Source organism: Pseudomonas sp. Tun-23181, from assembly GCF_057415455.1.
Window position 1 is genome coordinate 3,223,253 of record NZ_CM171630.1, and the last position, 15,958, is coordinate 3,239,210.

Sequence of the window (15,958 nt, forward strand, 5' to 3'; positions counted from 1 at the left end):
AAGACCGACCCACGAACGAACCACCATGAACCAAGCCAAGTCCTTCGCCCTGTTCGCCCTCGCCCTGACCCTGGCCGGTTGTGCCAATGACGCCTCCAATACCCCTTCCCTGGGCTGGAGCATGCCCGGCATGCAACTCGGCGGAGATCGCGGCCTGCCCCTGCAGGTCGACACCCCGTGCCGCAAGCGCGGCTGTGACAACGACAAACTGTTCTTCAACCCTGGCAAGCCCGAGCCGGGCGTCAACACCATCCACCGTGGCTGGTAGGAAAATTCTTCTTTCTAGCCGGTAACTTAGGGTGTTGCTCGATGATCGCAAGAAGTGGTTTACAGTTGCCGATCCATCGCTATAATGACGCCCCTATGCCGGTATAGCTCAGCTGGTAGAGCAACTGACTTGTAATCAGTAGGTCCCGGGTTCGATTCCTGGTGCCGGCACCACCTCCAAAGCCCCGAACTACGGGGCTTTCGCGTTTTTAGGCCTTGGCTTTTTCGCTTTCTTGCCCCTTCCAGTGTCCACATTTTGTCCACATTGCTCCGCCAACGGATTCAGGTTAACCACGTCGGCCAAGTGTCCAGGGCTGAAATGAGCGTACCGCATGGTCATCGTCAGAGAGGAATGTCCCAGCACCCGCTGCAAGGTCAGGATGTCACCGCCGTTGGCCATATAGTGGCTGGCAAACGTATGACGTAGGACATGGGTCAGCTGGCCATCTGGCAGCTCAATGCCGGCAGCCTCGATCGCCTCACCGAACTTTTTGTAGCAGTCCCCGAAAGGAAGCTCCGCTTTCACCTGGTCTTCCAGGGTCTGGGTGATAGGCACAACACGGCTCTTGGAGTTTTTGGTTCGATGGTAGGTGATCCGCCCACCGCGAACCTGTCGAGAATCCAACCCTTCGGCTTCAGACCAGCGGGCGCCCGTGGCCAGACAAACCCGGGCCACGACTCCGGCCTTGACCGAGATCCTATCCAAGGCCTGGAGCAGCACCGGGATCTCCTCCTTCTCCAAGTACGCCATTTCAGGCTCGTCGAACTTAAGACGCCGCACCTTCTCCAGCGGATTTTCGCCCGACCACTCCCCCAACCGATCCAGCTCGTTGAATACAGCGCTTAGGTAGGCCAACTCATGATTCAGTGTGTTCGCACTGACGGGCTTGGCCTTCTGCCCCTTCTTCATGCCATTGCCGGGGGTTGTCCGGCCATGCTCGCCGGCCAGGCGCTCGGCGCGGTACTTGGTGAAATGGGCTGCACTGAAATCAACGCCACGGGGATCACCCATACGCTCCGCCATCGACTTCAATGCGCGCTGCCTCTCCTCGCCCCGCTTGAGGGTTTGCCCATGCAGCTTGTACCACAGGTCGACCAGGTCACTCAGTCGTCGATCGTCGCGCTTGGGCTTCTTCTCAAACTCCCCCCGCGCACCGTCCCCCATGATCCTACGTTCGATATGCAGTGCTTCATTCTTGGACTTCATTTTCCGCCGAACACGCGGCCCATCACGCCCTTCCGGCCGGCAGTCCACAAGCCACTCACCTGTGGGTAGTTTCCTGATAGACATGGGCTAGAGCGGACTGACTTGGCCGACTTCTGGCGCTATTTGTTCGATCATCAGCCAGAGCGTGTACTTCATGAACCTCGGATGGTTCACCACCTTGGATAAGGCGGAAAAACCCATTTCGAACAGCGAAGACTCGTACTTCTTGTAGGTGCTCAGACTGAAACCCACCAGTTCGCAAAACTCTGACTGGGTCAACCCCTCCCTCAACCTCATCGCCTTCAGCTTCGCTGCTAAATCCACCGTTACCTTCCTCTTGACAAGATCCTATATAGGATCCACCATGGATCCTATATAGGGACTTTTGGCCCAAATATCCCCAAATATCCGAGCAGAGGTTAACAGAATGCAGATTGCGATCGACACGCCCTACGTGACCGTCGCCGAGTTCGTAAAGAGATCCGGCCAATCCAAAAGTGCTGTTGAGAACGAGATCAAGGCAGGCCACTACCTGATCCGTCCCAAGCAAGGAGGCTCGAAGGGCGCCGTACTCATCAACATGGTCCATATGGCCATGGAGGCCGCTGAGCAGGCCGAACGCGCTCGTCAAGTACCGAATCAGTAAGGGTCAGGGATGAACGCACGTATCACCCCGGAGCACTTCGATCGGATCTACCTCGAGGACGTGATCCCCGCCCTCGAGCACGATCCGGAGTTGAGCTTCCTGACCAAGGACGAGTCGAAGGACTACTACAACAAGGGCGTATGCCCAGGCTGTAGCAAGCGTTCGCTCTACATCAGCAAGCAGAAGCCCTACCAGCTCAAGTGCAACCGGTTGAATCAATGCGGCTTCGAAGAGAAGACCCGCGACCGTTACCGCCACCTGTTCGAGAACCTGAGCGAGCGTTTCCCGTCCACCCCGGACAACCCCAACGCTACTGCAGACGCTTACCTGCAGCGCAGCCGCGGCTTCGACATCACTCGGATCGCCGGCTGGTACAGCCAGGCCCGGAGAAAGATGGCCGACGGTTCATTTGCCGACACCGTGCGCTTTGCCCTGGGCAACGGCTACTGGGAGCGCATCATCGATGCGCGCGCCGTCGCGGCGAACGACGGTGACAAGGCCGGTATTCGTTACGGCATGACATACAAGGGGAAAGGCTGGGAGCCCGCTGGGCAGACCTACGAGAAGGACGACCTGGTCTTCATCGTGGAGGGCATCTTCCACGCCATCGCGTTGTGGCTGGCCGGGTACAAGGCGATCGCCGCCATCAGTTGCAACAACTTCCCCTGGGAGATCATCGAAGCCAACAAGGGCAAGGGCGTTCGCTGGGTAATAGCCCTCGATGACGACCAGGCCGGCCATGAGGTAATCCCGAAGTACCGCGAACGTCTGCACAAGATGTCCGAGATCCGTCTGGTAGCGCTTGCTGGCGAACGTGACTGGGACGACGTGTATCGCGATGGCCAGCTGGATGACGTGTTCATCCGTGATGCGCTGTACCAGGGGCAACTGTTCTGTGCCGGGTCGCCCATGAAAAAGGCCTACCTGCTGTACACCCGCCGACAACTGCCGTTCTTCCTGGTGGAGTTTGGGCATTGCTTGTATTCGGCCAGCGTGCGCAGCTCTGAGCTGCAGAAGGACCTGGACGATATGCCTCGCAAGGCAGGCGAGGAGCCTAGCGGGTATCTCACCGAGTTCACCAAGCACACAACCATCAGTCAGGTGGCCAACTGCGTCCCACGCTTCGAGTACCTGGAGCGCGACGCCATCAGTGGCGAGCAACGCTACTTCTTCCAGTTCGAATTCCCTAACCGCCGGCTCAACTGCAAGGAGCCCCTGCCGCCCAGTGCGATCACAGAGCCCCGAGGCTTCGCCAAGGCACTCCTCGAGCGCACCCCCGGCGGCATGTTCGAGGGCGGCGAGAAGGTCCTGGGCATGCTGAAAAAGGACTGGCTACGTGACCCCAACGTCGTTCGCACGCTGCCATTCGTGGGCTACGACGAAGCAACCGGCGCCTACTGCTACCCCGAGTTTGGCTTCTTCAAAGGAAAGGAGATCATGGTCAACGAACACGGCTTTCTCGACATCAAGGGCGAAGGCCTGAAAACCTCTGCGCGTAGCTATCCCATGCATCGTGGGGAACCCTTCGACCCGTCCTGGTTCATCGACTTCCGCAAGGTGTTTGGGCTCAACGGTCTGGCCAGCTTAGCCTGGTGGACTGGCTCCCTGTTCGCCGAGCAGATTCGAGGGAAGCAACAAGGCTGGACCTTCCTGGAGCTGACGGGCGCCGCCGGTGCGGGTAAGTCGACGCTGCTTCGTTTCCTGTGGCGCCTGGCCGGCCGCAAGAATGAGGAAGGCATTAAGCCAAGCGGATCCGGTGCATCGGCGATCGGTCTACTGCGCTCCCTGTCTGCAGTGAGCAACCTGCCAGTCGTGCTGCTGGAGTCCGACAAGGAAACCACCGACGCCATGGGGCGGACCGTGATCGTCCAGTACAACTGGGACGAGATGAAGTCGCTGTTCGACCAGAACGCCAAGCTGCGCGTCACCGGCGTGAAGACCGGCAACAGTGACACCGATGCGCTGATTTTCCGGGGTGCCATCTGTATTTCGCAGAACACCATGGTGGAAGGTTCGGACGCGATCATCACCCGGATCGTGTACCTGCACATGACCTGCGACCACCACACGCCAGAGCTGAAAGTGGTGGCCGATCGGCTCAAGGCAATGCCCGTGGAACAGTTGAGTGGCTATCTGCGAGCAGTGCTATGCCAGGAAAGCACCTGGCTCCAGCGCTACTTCGAGGTGTACCCCGACTGTGAACGACGCTTCACGGCGCTCGGTGGCGTGAGCCATGCCCGAATCATCCAGACACATGCTCAGGTGTTGGCTGCAGCCAAGGCCACCCAGGCGCTATTTCCGGCCTGGTCCGATCGGGACATGGAGGCACTGGCCAAACACCTGGAGGCGCGTGCCCTCGATCGAGAGCAAACCCGCACAGCTGAAAACAAGGTCGCTGCCCAGTTCTGGCAGGCCTACCACTACCTCAACGAACGGATCGTGACGATCGAAGACGCTGACGGCCGTCGCCAGGAGACCCAGGAGACCCTGAACCACAGCAGCGACAAAAGCCTGATCGCCATCAACATCCAGCACTTCCAGTCAGCGTGCCGCGCTGCAGGCTTGGAAGCGCAACCCACCGTACTGCTGCAGAAAGCCCTGAAACAGAGCCGCACCCACACCTTCCTGGAGACACGCAAATGTCACTCCCGCATCGAGCAGCGATCGCTGAACTGCTGGGTGTTCCGGAAAGGTGGATAGCCCGACAGCTCGGATGGATAGACGTTCGTGAGAGCCGCCTGCGGTGTGTGCTCGGAGTTTCTGAGTAGTCCCCTAAAACATCTGGAATATCTGGAAGGAATAGGAATAAGTCAATGAATACAGGTAGTTGCAGCCGGTCAGCAAGCCGCATGCCACTGGAAGGCACTGGAAGGAATCTCCTTCCACCACCTTCCACCAACCTTCCACTTCCAGGGCTTTTCCGTAAATCGGCTGTAGCCCAAGCGTGGCGCTGCCTACAGGGCAACGAGGCTATTTCGACCTTCCACCACCTTCCACCCCAGGTGGAAGGAACTGAAAAAACCTGCAGCCCAGCAAGCACGGGGCCTGCAGCAGCACCTCCCAACCGACCTTCCAGATATTCCACATGTACGGGGGGTATACGCGCCGCATTAGTTTCCGGGCACTGAGCCCACCACCTTTGTAATCAAGCACCTCGAGGAGCAACACCATGCAAGACACCACCAAACACAACCTCGCCACCGCGATGGCTGCAATCCAGGCGCATGAGCAACGTCGCCCTGCGATCGTCACCGCCGGCACTCAAGCGCTGAACCGCCTTGTTCCAATCGCCCTTCGTGACAGCGGCCAAAGCCGCGTCCTGGGCCGCTTTCTGCTGGGCCTCTACAACGGGGAGGACTTCCCCTTCGATCTGACCGACCTGCGCAGCCTCGACATGGTCCTTTTTCAGGATTGCCTGCAGGTCCTGGTCATGGACTACCGGCCCGAACTGGAGGTGCATGAACGGATCCAGAACGGCAGCGCGATCTGGCAGCAGCTGATCGAGAAGTGGGCGCCGGAGGCTTTGGAATGAACGTGGAATACACAGTGGACGGCCAGCCAGGTGCGCTGCAGATGCCCGCGACCTACCTGCTGTTCGCGAACCCCAAGGACTTGGCCGAGCTGGTGGCCAGCGACTTCTGGCGCAACCAGCCGCCACCCGAAACCTGCCAGGTGCACCTGCAGCGTGTGGATGGGATGGACCTGGGAGTGTTTGAAGTTCGAAGCGTGACGCGCCCGGTGTTCACGGCCAAACCCGTGACCCAAGGCTGATAGAGACGGTGCCAAGGAGCTGCAACTCCCTGGCACCAACCACCACTAGAAGGAGAGGCGATATGCAAGCACCCAGTCCAAGCGGCAGTGGTTCGAAGGCTACCACAACGCCGCGTCACCTGCAGGCCACCGCCATCGTTGGCGGTGCCTTGATTGGCTTCCTGGTCATGAAGACCCCGGAAGCCCGGACACAACTGGAAAGCGTGACCGACATGGCGTGTCGACTTGGCGACCTATCCGCCCACGATGCCGCCATCGTCCGCCAGCTGCTGGCGGCGCACCCACGCACCACATTCAACTGAGGAAAACAGCATGCAACAGCAATACACGACCACCTGCTCCCGTACCGCTGACAAGTTCGTCGTCCGTCTGCCCGACGGCCTGCGCGCCGACATCGCGGTGCTGGCCGACAGCAACGACCGCAGCATGAACTCGGAGATCGTCAACCGCTTGAAGCGCTCGATCGCCCAGGACCAACTGGCCGAGGAGCAAGCCAAGACGATCGCCATTCTGCTGCAGCGTATTGATGAGCTGCAGGCGCAACTGCAGCCTGAATCGGAGGCCGCGTAATGTTGATCGACGGCAACCTGGTCGCCGTGACGGACATAGAGATCGAGGAGGCGCGCCGCCAGTTGGCCCTGCCTGCTGACTTTTTCCTGATGCAGGCCTCCCAGCGCCTCTATCACGATCCTGGTGATGGCATGGTGGTGATTCCAATGCCATCCGACATGTTTGTGGTGGGCTTTGAGAATGAAGTCGGGGAAAGGAAGTTTGGCGTGGTCAGAATAAACTCACTCAAACATAAACTGAAAGGATACTAATTTAGTACCCAATGGATATACAAATGGGCGCCTAGGCGCCCATTTTTTGTTTTCATGCAATAGATATCCACAGGCCTGAAATCAGGGCCCTCAAGAAATAAATCCCACAACTCAGATGCAAAACTCAATACCCATAAAACCCTTGACTGGCCGTTTTTTGGATAACAAACTATTGGCTATGTGCCATCACGCAAAACGGAGTTCCGCCATGACACAACCAGCGCCCTGCCTCACTCAGCTGGCCGACGACATCGAAAGCCACGGCAACATGCTCGCCCTTTTGACGGACGTGCATGTTGCAGAGCTCTCGCCGAGGGGAAGAGTTGGACTTATTCAACTGTCGTCACACTTACTGCAAGACTTCGAAAAAATTGAAGTTCGGCTAAAGTCCTATCGAGCCTCAATAACGCCAAGCTGTTGAAATATTTCTTGCTGCCGCGCCCTGGGCAAAGCCCGCAGTTGATCGAAGACCAGCCGGTCCATCATCTGCGCCGAAGGGGTCAGGGTATGCGAGAATGTAAGGTGAGCAACCCAACGATGACCGCAATCGAGACACGTGCAATAGAGAGATGAGAACTCCCTGGAAATATCATTCCTAGATGAGATCCGCCCCTTCCCATTACATTCCTTGCAATAAACTCGCATATCCCCTCCCCAGGGTTCCTGATTGGGTACTATTTTGCCATAAAGTGGTGCCCAATGCCTCTAGTCAACTGCCTTCAAGGTTTCTCCACGACAGGCTCTCGCCAAGCAATGCGTCTGTCGTCCCGTAGAACTTCGTTAACTTGATTGAACAACTGGCAGATAGGTCTGATTTCATTGCTGGTATAAACACGATCAATTTTCTCGATATCACCAAAGCCTGCGCTATTTTCAGGAATAATGCCGGCCAACGCGGGATTCATACGCCAAGCCGCAATGATGTCGTTCCTGGTGATGTTCTTCACCTTCTCCAGCTCGTCCTTCGCTTGAAAGTCACCTACGGGGATGATCTTGATGGCGTTCTCATGCCCACCAGGAATGTTCACAAACATTGAGCGGAAGTTTCCCACGCCCTTGCTGGCCCCGATCTGCGCTCGCAGCTCATCTTCATCTTCCTCGGATAAGTTCGGATCGTTGGTATAGAAGATATAACCCGCGTGAGCACCGTTGCTGTAATAACGGCGACGGAACAATGTGGCCGCTTCATTCAGCAACAAGGCCTGGAGGCCGCCCAGGTAGTCAGGGATTCCATAAATGTTCTGCTCAACGTCGTAATCCTTGATATGTATTATTTCGTCTTGATCGAACTCCTCTTCATGACCATTCGCCAGTAACTGGACAAAGCCGCCGTCCACCTTCACCCGCATGTTGATGGCCGGCAGATGCTCAAGCTCCAGGGCATGCCCGGCGAAGTTAAAATGAGTGAGGAAGTACGCTTCCCCGAACACCATGTAATCCAGGCCTGCGCAGCCCATTGTGTATGCGCTACAACCCACCGATGGAATGAACTCACGCAGCAACAAGTTGCGCTTGAACTTCGGAATAGCGCCATGGTGCGCATTGGCCCGCAGCAGCTTGGCCAGGCCAGCCCGGGAAACCGGTGGTTTGTAGATTCGTCCGTCGTCGCTGGCGAACACGCCCAGGTACTCGCCGATATTGGCGGTCAGCACCTGCTCTGGCTCCCCGAACGTAAACACCCGTGTGGGCTTGTGCACGCCCTGCTTATTGGGCTTGTTGTTCCTGCGTCGTTTGGCCATGTGTTGTGCTCATCAGGTAGCGACTACGGCGCCGCTTGTTGGTGTTCAAAGGTTCGTTGTGCAGGGCGTGCATGACCGCCCAGGCGATGTCGGCGTGGCCGGTGGCGTCCGTCCTCGAGGCGCTGAAGGTGATCTGACCGCTGCCGGTAGTACCGCGCTTGATGGTCAGGAAGGCGGCAGCGATGTCGGTCCAGCCCGCGTCCCATTCGATGCGGCCGGCCTGGATGACATCCTGAGCTTTGAGCACCAGGGTCGTTTTCGTCTCTAGGCTGTAATGGATCTGCTTGGCGCGTGGATAGAAGTCGCACACCAGGTCGTACACCCCGATCCCAACACCGGTGGTATCGATCCCGATGTGCTGGACATTGAAGCGCTCGGTGAGCTTCTTGACCTGGGCGGCCTGGTAGGTGAAGGACTGTCCACGCCAGGAATACTTCTCCAGGATCCTGAACTGTCCACCAGGCTCCGCAGGTGGCGCGACAACAACACAGGTCGCATCGTCTCGGGTACGGCTCGGGTCGTAGCCCAGCCAGACTGGAGCGTTGCCGAACGGACGTTGTGCGGTAGGGTCGTAGTCCTTCCATTGACCAAGGTCGGAATAGCAGCTTTCGAGGTCCGCGAGGCTGAACACCGACTGAGTGCTGTCGATGAATTTACACATGAACAGCTGCTCGAAGCGTTCTTCGTCGTTCTCCAAACGCAGGCGATCGATGTCGAACAGATTGCAGCCGCCGGCGATGGCATCTTCCAAGGTGATGATCTTGCGCCACTGGCCATCAGGACAGAGTGTGCCCGCGTGAATTTCCGCCTCGCTGGGCCATGCACCTGCTTTCTTTCCGCGTTTACTGTTGCGGAACGTCTCACCCGTCCAGAAGGGGTACGCCTCATGGGTAACTGCACTGGGCGTGGAGAAGTAGGTTTGTCTCCACTTCGCATGAGCGGCCATACCACTGGCTACGCCCTGGATTTTGTCGAAGCGAGGGATCCAGAAGACCTCATCGACGTAGAGGTGACCGTGGTAGCTCTGCGCGGTATTCGCATTGGTGGACAGGAAGCGCAGCTCAGCCCAGGGCTTACCATCTTTGCTCAAGATGATGGGGTTCCCGGTCAGTTCGATATCGAACCACTTGCTGGCGAAGGCCACGATGTAGCTGCGGAAAACCTCTGACTGGGCGCGGCTGGCGGACAGGAAGATCTGGTTGTCACCGGTCAGCACCGCATCCATGAACGCTTCGGCAGCGAAGTAATAGGTGAGCCCGATCTGGCGGCTCTTCAGGATATTGCGGATCCGCGCCGTCAATGGATTCATCTTGGCGGCGAACAGCTCCTGCTGATAGCCGAACATGGTGGAGGTAAACTTCTCCAGGAAGTCCACCTCGGTCAGTGCACTGATGTCGTTCTTGGCCTTTTTCTCTTTGCGCTTGCCGCCACGCTCGCCTTTGTCGCCTCGATCTCGACGCTCACGGCGTTGGCCGCGCTGCTCGTCCTGGTCGGGATCCACTGCATCATTCGCCGGCGGCGCAGGCGGGCGATTCGATTGTTTCAGCAGTTGCCCGCGGAGTGCTGTCAGGCGCTCCAGCTCCTTCAGTTCGCCCTCCGTCAGCGTTTCCTGCTTTTCCATGATGAGCGTGATCCGCCGGCTGACAGCGGTCACCGGCTCCTCATCGGTCAGCATCTCGTCCCAACTGCCCTGGCGGATCCAGTAATAGATGATCCGCACGTTCGGCAGCTTCAACTGAGCCTGGATTTCCTTCACCGACGCCCGGCGCAGGTAGAGGCGTTTGGCCGCCTCTTTGACCTCAATGGAGTAATTCATGCGCCGCAGTCTATGCGGCGAAAACTCCACAAACTCGACCTAAAAGTGAGCGAAATTCCTAGATCGTGGAAATAGGAATTTCGCTCAAGCAAACCGTTTGGCCAGTGCCGATCGGCTCCCTATCTTGGCGCTCATCGACCACCACTGAGCGCTTCACCGACCATGCCCCGCTCCCTTGTCTCCTACTGGAAACGTGTTGCCACCAGCGGCTGGACTGCCGACAAGCGCGAAATCACCGTGCAGGAACTGGTCGACTGCGCCGAGACCTACAAGCCTTCGGTCTACACCGCAGTCATCTGGGATGAGCACGAGCGCGAGCCAGGCTCCCTGGGGACCGTTTATGCAGTGCGCCTGGTCACCGAGAACGACGACCCAGAACTGCAGCCTGGCCAGGTCGCCCTGGAAGCGCAGCTCAAGCCCAACGATGACCTGCTCTACCTCAATGACCGGGGCAAGCGGCTGTTCACCAGCGTGGAGATCACCCCGGACTTCGCCAACACCGGCCGTTTCTACCTGACCGGTCTGGCTGTCACCGACTCGCCAGCGAGCCTGGGTACCCAAGAGCTGTATTTCTCCAAGCGTGGCCGCAAAGGCAACCGCTACGACAAGACCTCCTACTACTGCGCCGCCGTAGAGCTGGGCTCCCTCCGCGAGGGCAGCCAGCAACCGGGCGAGTTGCGCCGCTTCTTCACCGCCCTGACCGGCCTCTGCAAGCGCTTCGCCGACACCACTACTCCCAATCCCAACTCACCCGATGAGACCAAACCAATGGATGAAGCAACAGCCAAGGCGCTCAAGGCGCTGACTGATCAACTCGTAATCATTGTGGCCGGCTTCCAGGCTGTCCTGGAACCGGCCCTGGAAGGCGTAGACACCGACGACAGTCAGGAGCAGGTCGAGGCCGTGGGCACCGCCGTCCAGGACGTGGTTGACGAGGCCGACGAGAACCGCGAGTTCAACCGCAAGGGCGGCAAAGGCAGCAAGGGCAAGGACGAGATCAAGGAGCTGAGCGCCCGCGTAGAAGAGTTGAACGAGACCGTGGCCAAGATGTTCAACACCCCGGCCGGCCGCCGTCAGGTGAAGCGTACCACTGGCCCTGCTGGTGAGAAAAAACGCGGCGGGGGCCTGCGCTAATGGGCGCCCTGTCGCAACGCGCTGCAGAGCAGTATCTACAGCTCCAGGACGACCTGGCCGAGGCGTACAACACCGACAACGCCGCCCGTACCTTTGCGGTGGAGCCTACCCATGCCCAGGAACTGAACGAGCAGATCACCGAGCGCGTGGACTTCCTGGGCCGTATCAACGTCGTGCCGGTTTCTGAGATCAAGGGCGAGAAGGTTCTGCTGGGTCTGAATGGTCCGGCCACCAGCCGCACCGACACCGACCAAAACGATCGCGAGCCGCGCCACCTCCTGGACCTCAAGAACAACTTCTACGAGCTGTTCCACACTGAGACCGATGTGGCGCTGAAGTTCGCGACGATCGACGCCTGGGCCAAGTTCCCCGAGTTCGCGCAAAAGTACCTGGCCGCCGTCCAGAAGCGTATTGCGCTGGACCGCATCATGATCGGCTGGCATGGCACCCATGTCGCTTTGCAGACCAATCTGACCAACTTCCCGATGCTCCAGGATGTGAACAAGGGCTGGCTGCAGCAAGCCCGTGAGCTGATTCCTGAGCAGGTCCTGAAGTCCGACGACCCTGCTGAGAAAATCAAGATCGGCAAGGGCGGTGACTATGAAAACCTCGACGCGGCGGTGCATGACGTAACCCAAATGATCGATCCGGTCTTCCGTGATGAAGGCGACTTGATCGCTATCGTCGGCTCGGACCTGCTCGCTCATGACAAGGGCAGGCTGTACGCCGCACAAGGCCAGACTCCGACCGAGAAAGAGCGCATCGAGGACGCTCAGGTAATCGCCACTTACGGCGGTAAGCCTTCGTTCCTGATCCCGTTCTTCCCACCCAAGGGCATCCTGGTCACTTCCTGGGACAACCTGTCCATCTACTTCCAGGACTCCAGCTGGCGTCGCCACCTGCTCGAGAATCCAAAGCGCTCCCGCGTCGAGGACTACAACGGTCGTAACGAAGGTTACGTGATCGAGCAGTTGGGCAAATTCGCCTACCTGGAATCGGACTCGGTGGAAACGGTATGAGCCTTGCCCTAGCTCACAAGCGCCGGATTCAGGCCCAGGGCACGGCAGCGGCAGCTACGGCAAGCGCCGCAGCTGCTCTGCCCTACTCCCCAGCCGAGGCGCTGAGCAGCCCCGCGAATGCTCGCAAGCACCTGGCGCTGATGGAGGCCAGCCTGGACCAGGACCTGGAGCGCCTGAGTGCGATCCAGGGCCTGGCCTCTCGCCAGGACCTCAAGCGCAACGAGTTGCTGCCCAAGTACCAGGACTACGTCCAGCGCTACGTCGAGTCCGGCCTGGTCATGCCCAACCGTGTCCTGGTCCAGGTCATGGTCTGGCTGTTCGACACCGCGCAGTTCGAGGACGCCCTGGAGCTCGCAGACATTGCCATCGCGCAAGGCCAGAAGATGCCCGAGCGCTTCAAGCGCCGCGACATCCAGACCTTTGTCGCGGACGCGATCTGCGAATGGGCCTATGAGGAATACAAGGCCCACCGTAGCCCCGAGCCGTACCTGTCCGATCTGCTGCCACGTGTCGATGGCGAATGGGACCTGCCGGAACAGATCCCGGCCAAGTACCACAAGCTGATCGGTATCCGTGCCCAGGAGGCCAAGGACTGGACCACCGCTCTGCAGCACCTGGAGCGCGCTCAGCAGCTGTATTCGAAGGTCGGTGTGGACACCCGCATCGAGAACGCCCGCAAGGCACTGCGCAAACAGCAGGCGGCACCGCGACTACCACCCGAAAACCCGTAACCGACTACCCCCCCAGCGGGGACCCGTGAAACGAGTCGGCCATTTATGGCCCGCCCCGTGGCAACGGTGTCTCCCGCCCTTTTCGAGTGATCAGCAATGAGCTTTTCAGGCAGAACTTCCACCGTGGTGGACCAGACCATCGAGAACAACGGCTTCTGGCCGGACCTCTCCCTGGCTGAATACCAGAAGGCTTACCGCCTGCCCGGTGAGTACCTGAGCGACGTGCTGATCACTCATCTCGAACTGGCCATGGCCGAGGTCAATGCGGACCTGCAGCGCCTCATGGCTGGCTGGCAAAACACGGGCATCACCGAGGTGGCCACCGCCGACCCGATGGTGCTGCCTGAGCGATCGCTGAAGGTGAAGCTGTACAAGCGCGCCGTGTACTGCCGGGCCAAGGCCACCGCCCTGACCGACTTCGCCACCGTGACCCGTCGGGAAGTGGCCGAGAACACCGGCAAGGAAGCCCCTGAACGTGCCGAAACCTACCTGGCTTTCAGCCAGCAAGCCGTACGCGCCCTGCAGGGCCGCAGCCGCATCACGGCGGTGCTGCTGTGATCCTGCTCAAGGCCCTGACCACCTACCTGCTCGATCGGCAGCTGGTTCCCCCTGAGCAGCTGGGCAGCTGGACCGAGCAGATGGACATCCAGCTCATCTGGAAGGAAGCCGAGCGCGGCCTGCACATGGCCGATCTGCGTTATCGCGCCGTGTTCGACCTGGAGCGCTTCGACGGCTCGCCGTCCCGCCTGGTCGCCCTGGTCGGCAGTTGGCTCGAAACCCACGACCCAGACCGCGAGCGGTATGACCTTCCGCAGCCGGCTTTCACCATCGAGCCCCTGGACCTGGACAACGACCTGTTCGACGTGGAGCTGGTCCTGGAGTTCGTGGAGCCCCAGTACCTGGCCGAGGATGACGCCGGCGAGATCGAGGCGTTCGGCAAGACCTGGTCGTTCATCCCGTATGACCTCTGGATCGCTGAGCAGGGCGAGGTGATCAACCGTGGCTAGCCGTCTGTTCGACCAGGACGTTCGGGGCATGCTCGGTGTGCGCGAACAGTTGGCCCTGCTGCAGCTGGAGCCACGGCTGCGCCGGCGCTTGCTCAACAACGTGTCGAAGCGCGTCCGAACGATGAGCCGCCAGCGAATCCGCAGCCAGCAGAACCTGGACGGTTCGCCCTTTGCCCCCCGCCGTAACCCCGAACCCGGGCAGAAGAAGATGGAGGCCGGCCTGGGCAAGCTGATCCAGGTCACCAGCCTGACCGCCGACGAAGCCCGCCTGGGCTGGAAGAACAACCTGACCTCCTGGGTCGCTGCCCAGCAGCACAACGGCGCTACCGAGCGCCGCACGGCCCAGCAGATGCGCCGCTGGAACAAGGTGGAGGAAGGGGCCAAGGCCACCGACAAGCAGGCCAAGCGCCTGCGTCGGCTGGGCTTCAAGGTGCGCCAGGCCGGCAAGAAGCGCCTCACACGCCCATCCGTGGCCTGGATCCTCGAGCACGTCAGCTACATGCAGGCCGGTGTCCTGATTCGCGTCCTGGACGAAGCCCGGGGCGAGTCCTCCGGCGCCGACAGCTGGGAAATCAAGCTGCCCAAGCGCCAGTTCCTCGGTGCGACCCATGCCCGGGACACCAGCCTGCTGGTGAACCAGGTGCTTCAACAAATCCTCAATTCCCCCCGCTAAGAGGCAATCCATGGCACTCGGCACAGTCGGCGTCAACAATCTCAACCTCGGCCAGGGCGCCGTGACCGAGATCGAGCGCTATTTCCTGTTCATCGGGCCGGCGACCAAGAACGTCGGCAAGCTGATCCCCCTCAACACCCAGAGCGACCTCGACCAGGAGCTCGGGACCGCTGCCTCGGACTTGAAGACCCAGGTCCTGGCCGCTCGCCAGAACGGCGGCGACAAATGGGCGTGCATGGCCGCACCGATCGCCGCCGGCGGCGACTGGACCGAGGCCCTGGACAAGGCCCAGCAGGACAATGTGTCGGTCGAAGCCGTGGTGGTCACCGTGCCGGTCACTGACAAGGCCGTTTTCGATGCCATGCACGCCAAGGCCCTGGAAATCAGTGCCCAGTACGGCCGTCGCATTTTCATCATGGCCGCGATCGACGGCATCATCGCGGGCCAGGACTGGTCGACCTACCTTTCCACTGCCAAGGCCTTGGTCGCCAATGTGGCGGCGCCGCGTGTGCTGTGCGTGCCGCAGTTGCACGGCAACAACCAGGGCGTGCTCGCCGGACGCCTGGCCCGGGCGGACGTGAGCATCGCCGACAGCCCGATGCGTGTGGCCACCGGCGCAGTGGTCGGCCTCGGCGAGGTGCCGGTGGACAAGGATGGGGTCCCTCTGCCATCGGCTGTGCTGGCCGAGCTGGACAAGGCTCGCCTGTCGGTACCGCAGACCTATCCCGACTACCCCGGCACCTTCTGGGGCGACGGCAACATGCTCGATGCCCCGGGCAGCGACTACCAGGTGGTCGAGTACCTGCGCATCGTCGACAAGGCGGCCCGCCGCGTGCGGATCCTGCTGATCCAGCGTGTGGCCGATCGGAAGCTGAACAGCTCCCCGACTTCGATGGCGGCGAACAAGACCGCGCTCATGCGGCCGCTGCGTGACATGGCCAAGTCCGTTGTCTTCGCCGGCACCCAGTTCCCGGGCGATATCGAGTCGCCGGCAGACGATGCGATCACCCTGGTCTGGACCAGCAAGACCGCCGTAGAGGCGTACCTGAAGCTGCGCCCCCTCAACTGCCCGAAAACCCTGACCGCAAACATCGCCCTGGACCTGAGCCAGGACGACGAGGAGTAAC

The 15,958-nt window shown here is 60.0% G+C and carries 20 protein-coding genes and 1 tRNA gene; 16 read left to right on the plus strand and 5 right to left on the minus strand.

Features of this window, described 5'->3' with window-relative positions; translation table 11 throughout:
* The first annotated feature begins 25 nt into the window (after nucleotides 1-25).
* Together ACDI39_RS15355 and ACDI39_RS15360 are read left to right on the plus strand one after the other, a co-directional pair.
* Nucleotides 26-268 carry a hypothetical protein gene (locus tag ACDI39_RS15355; RefSeq protein WP_253081637.1) on the plus strand — a complete coding sequence of 81 codons (243 nt, stop codon included), beginning with the start codon at nucleotides 26-28 and terminating at the stop codon, nucleotides 266-268.
* A gap of 97 nt (nucleotides 269-365) precedes the next feature.
* Nucleotides 366-441 (plus strand) — tRNA-Thr (locus ACDI39_RS15360).
* A 16-nt stretch (nucleotides 442-457) separates the two neighbouring features.
* On the opposite strand, the gene ACDI39_RS15365 is transcribed toward ACDI39_RS15360, so the two are convergent.
* Together ACDI39_RS15365 and ACDI39_RS15370 are read right to left on the minus strand one after the other, a co-directional pair.
* Nucleotides 458-1,474: a phage integrase gene (locus ACDI39_RS15365; protein WP_486536898.1), complete on the minus strand. Its 1,017-nt coding sequence runs from the start codon at nucleotides 1,472-1,474 to the stop codon at nucleotides 458-460.
* A gap of 87 nt (nucleotides 1,475-1,561) precedes the next feature.
* The gene (locus ACDI39_RS15370) at nucleotides 1,562-1,798 is read right to left on the minus strand and encodes a helix-turn-helix domain-containing protein (RefSeq protein WP_486536899.1); all 237 of its coding nucleotides are present in this window, start codon (nucleotides 1,796-1,798) and stop codon (nucleotides 1,562-1,564) included.
* 103 nt (nucleotides 1,799-1,901) lie between these two features.
* Between ACDI39_RS15370 and ACDI39_RS15375 the strand changes: the two genes are divergently transcribed.
* From ACDI39_RS15375 to ACDI39_RS15405, 7 genes are all read left to right on the plus strand, one after another.
* Nucleotides 1,902-2,120: a hypothetical protein gene (locus ACDI39_RS15375; RefSeq protein ID WP_486536900.1), complete on the plus strand. Its 219-nt coding sequence runs from the start codon at nucleotides 1,902-1,904 to the stop codon at nucleotides 2,118-2,120.
* Nucleotides 2,121-2,129: 9 nt separating this feature from the next.
* Entirely contained in the window at nucleotides 2,130-4,820 is a 2,691-nt protein-coding gene (locus ACDI39_RS15380; RefSeq protein WP_486536901.1) for a toprim domain-containing protein, read from the plus strand.
* A 469-nt stretch (nucleotides 4,821-5,289) separates the two neighbouring features.
* Nucleotides 5,290-5,652 carry a DUF7673 family protein gene (locus tag ACDI39_RS15385; RefSeq protein ID WP_486536902.1) on the plus strand — a complete coding sequence of 121 codons (363 nt, stop codon included), beginning with the start codon at nucleotides 5,290-5,292 and terminating at the stop codon, nucleotides 5,650-5,652.
* Complete coding sequence (locus tag ACDI39_RS15390) at nucleotides 5,649-5,891, plus strand: hypothetical protein (RefSeq protein WP_461887822.1); 243 nt, start codon at nucleotides 5,649-5,651, stop codon at nucleotides 5,889-5,891. The genes ACDI39_RS15385 and ACDI39_RS15390 overlap by 4 nt, the downstream gene beginning before the upstream one ends.
* A gap of 62 nt (nucleotides 5,892-5,953) precedes the next feature.
* Nucleotides 5,954-6,193 carry a hypothetical protein gene (locus tag ACDI39_RS15395; RefSeq protein WP_461887821.1) on the plus strand — a complete coding sequence of 80 codons (240 nt, stop codon included), beginning with the start codon at nucleotides 5,954-5,956 and terminating at the stop codon, nucleotides 6,191-6,193.
* Between the two features lie 10 nt (nucleotides 6,194-6,203).
* Nucleotides 6,204-6,461 (plus strand): Arc family DNA-binding protein, encoded by a 258-nt coding sequence (locus ACDI39_RS15400; RefSeq protein WP_486536903.1) that lies wholly within the window; start codon nucleotides 6,204-6,206, stop codon nucleotides 6,459-6,461.
* On the plus strand, nucleotides 6,461-6,712 hold the full coding sequence (locus ACDI39_RS15405) for a hypothetical protein (RefSeq protein ID WP_486536904.1): 252 nt from the start codon (nucleotides 6,461-6,463) through the stop codon (nucleotides 6,710-6,712). The genes ACDI39_RS15400 and ACDI39_RS15405 overlap by 1 nt, the downstream gene beginning before the upstream one ends.
* Before the next feature lie 390 nt (nucleotides 6,713-7,102).
* Here the strand turns inward: ACDI39_RS15405 and ACDI39_RS15410 are convergent, their stop codons facing one another.
* The 3 genes from ACDI39_RS15410 to ACDI39_RS15420 all read right to left on the minus strand — a co-directional run bounded on the left by ACDI39_RS15410 (nucleotide 7,103) and on the right by ACDI39_RS15420 (nucleotide 10,267).
* A complete protein-coding gene (locus ACDI39_RS15410; RefSeq protein WP_461887818.1) occupies nucleotides 7,103-7,357 on the minus strand; it encodes an ogr/Delta-like zinc finger family protein in 255 nt (84 codons plus the stop codon).
* Nucleotides 7,358-7,431: 74 nt separating this feature from the next.
* Nucleotides 7,432-8,364 carry a phage portal protein gene (locus ACDI39_RS15415; RefSeq protein WP_486538997.1) on the minus strand — a complete coding sequence of 311 codons (933 nt, stop codon included), beginning with the start codon at nucleotides 8,362-8,364 and terminating at the stop codon, nucleotides 7,432-7,434.
* Nucleotides 8,365-8,416: 52 nt separating this feature from the next.
* The gene (locus ACDI39_RS15420; RefSeq protein WP_461887817.1) at nucleotides 8,417-10,267 is read right to left on the minus strand and encodes a terminase large subunit domain-containing protein; all 1,851 of its coding nucleotides are present in this window, start codon (nucleotides 10,265-10,267) and stop codon (nucleotides 8,417-8,419) included.
* Between the two features lie 162 nt (nucleotides 10,268-10,429).
* On the opposite strand from ACDI39_RS15420, the gene ACDI39_RS15425 reads away from it, so the two are divergent.
* From ACDI39_RS15425 to ACDI39_RS15455, 7 genes are all read left to right on the plus strand, one after another.
* Nucleotides 10,430-11,401: a GPO family capsid scaffolding protein gene (locus ACDI39_RS15425; protein WP_486536905.1), complete on the plus strand. Its 972-nt coding sequence runs from the start codon at nucleotides 10,430-10,432 to the stop codon at nucleotides 11,399-11,401.
* The gene (locus ACDI39_RS15430; protein WP_486536906.1) at nucleotides 11,401-12,420 is read left to right on the plus strand and encodes a phage major capsid protein, P2 family; all 1,020 of its coding nucleotides are present in this window, start codon (nucleotides 11,401-11,403) and stop codon (nucleotides 12,418-12,420) included. The genes ACDI39_RS15425 and ACDI39_RS15430 overlap by 1 nt, the downstream gene beginning before the upstream one ends.
* Nucleotides 12,417-13,151, plus strand: coding sequence for a phage terminase small subunit (gpM, locus tag ACDI39_RS15435; protein WP_486536907.1), 735 nt, complete (start codon nucleotides 12,417-12,419; stop codon nucleotides 13,149-13,151). The genes ACDI39_RS15430 and gpM overlap by 4 nt, the downstream gene beginning before the upstream one ends.
* 96 nt (nucleotides 13,152-13,247) lie before the next feature.
* Nucleotides 13,248-13,709, plus strand: a complete 462-nt coding sequence (locus ACDI39_RS15440; protein WP_461887813.1) for a head completion/stabilization protein — start codon at nucleotides 13,248-13,250, stop codon at nucleotides 13,707-13,709.
* Nucleotides 13,706-14,158, plus strand: coding sequence for a phage tail protein (locus ACDI39_RS15445; RefSeq protein WP_486536908.1), 453 nt, complete (start codon nucleotides 13,706-13,708; stop codon nucleotides 14,156-14,158). Before ACDI39_RS15440 ends, ACDI39_RS15445 begins: the two co-directional genes overlap by 4 nt.
* Nucleotides 14,151-14,831: a phage virion morphogenesis family protein gene (locus tag ACDI39_RS15450; RefSeq protein ID WP_486536909.1), complete on the plus strand. Its 681-nt coding sequence runs from the start codon at nucleotides 14,151-14,153 to the stop codon at nucleotides 14,829-14,831. The genes ACDI39_RS15445 and ACDI39_RS15450 overlap by 8 nt, the downstream gene beginning before the upstream one ends.
* A gap of 10 nt (nucleotides 14,832-14,841) precedes the next feature.
* Entirely contained in the window at nucleotides 14,842-15,957 is a 1,116-nt protein-coding gene (locus ACDI39_RS15455) for a DUF2586 domain-containing protein (protein WP_461887810.1), read from the plus strand.
* Nucleotide 15,958: the final 1 nt, after the last annotated feature.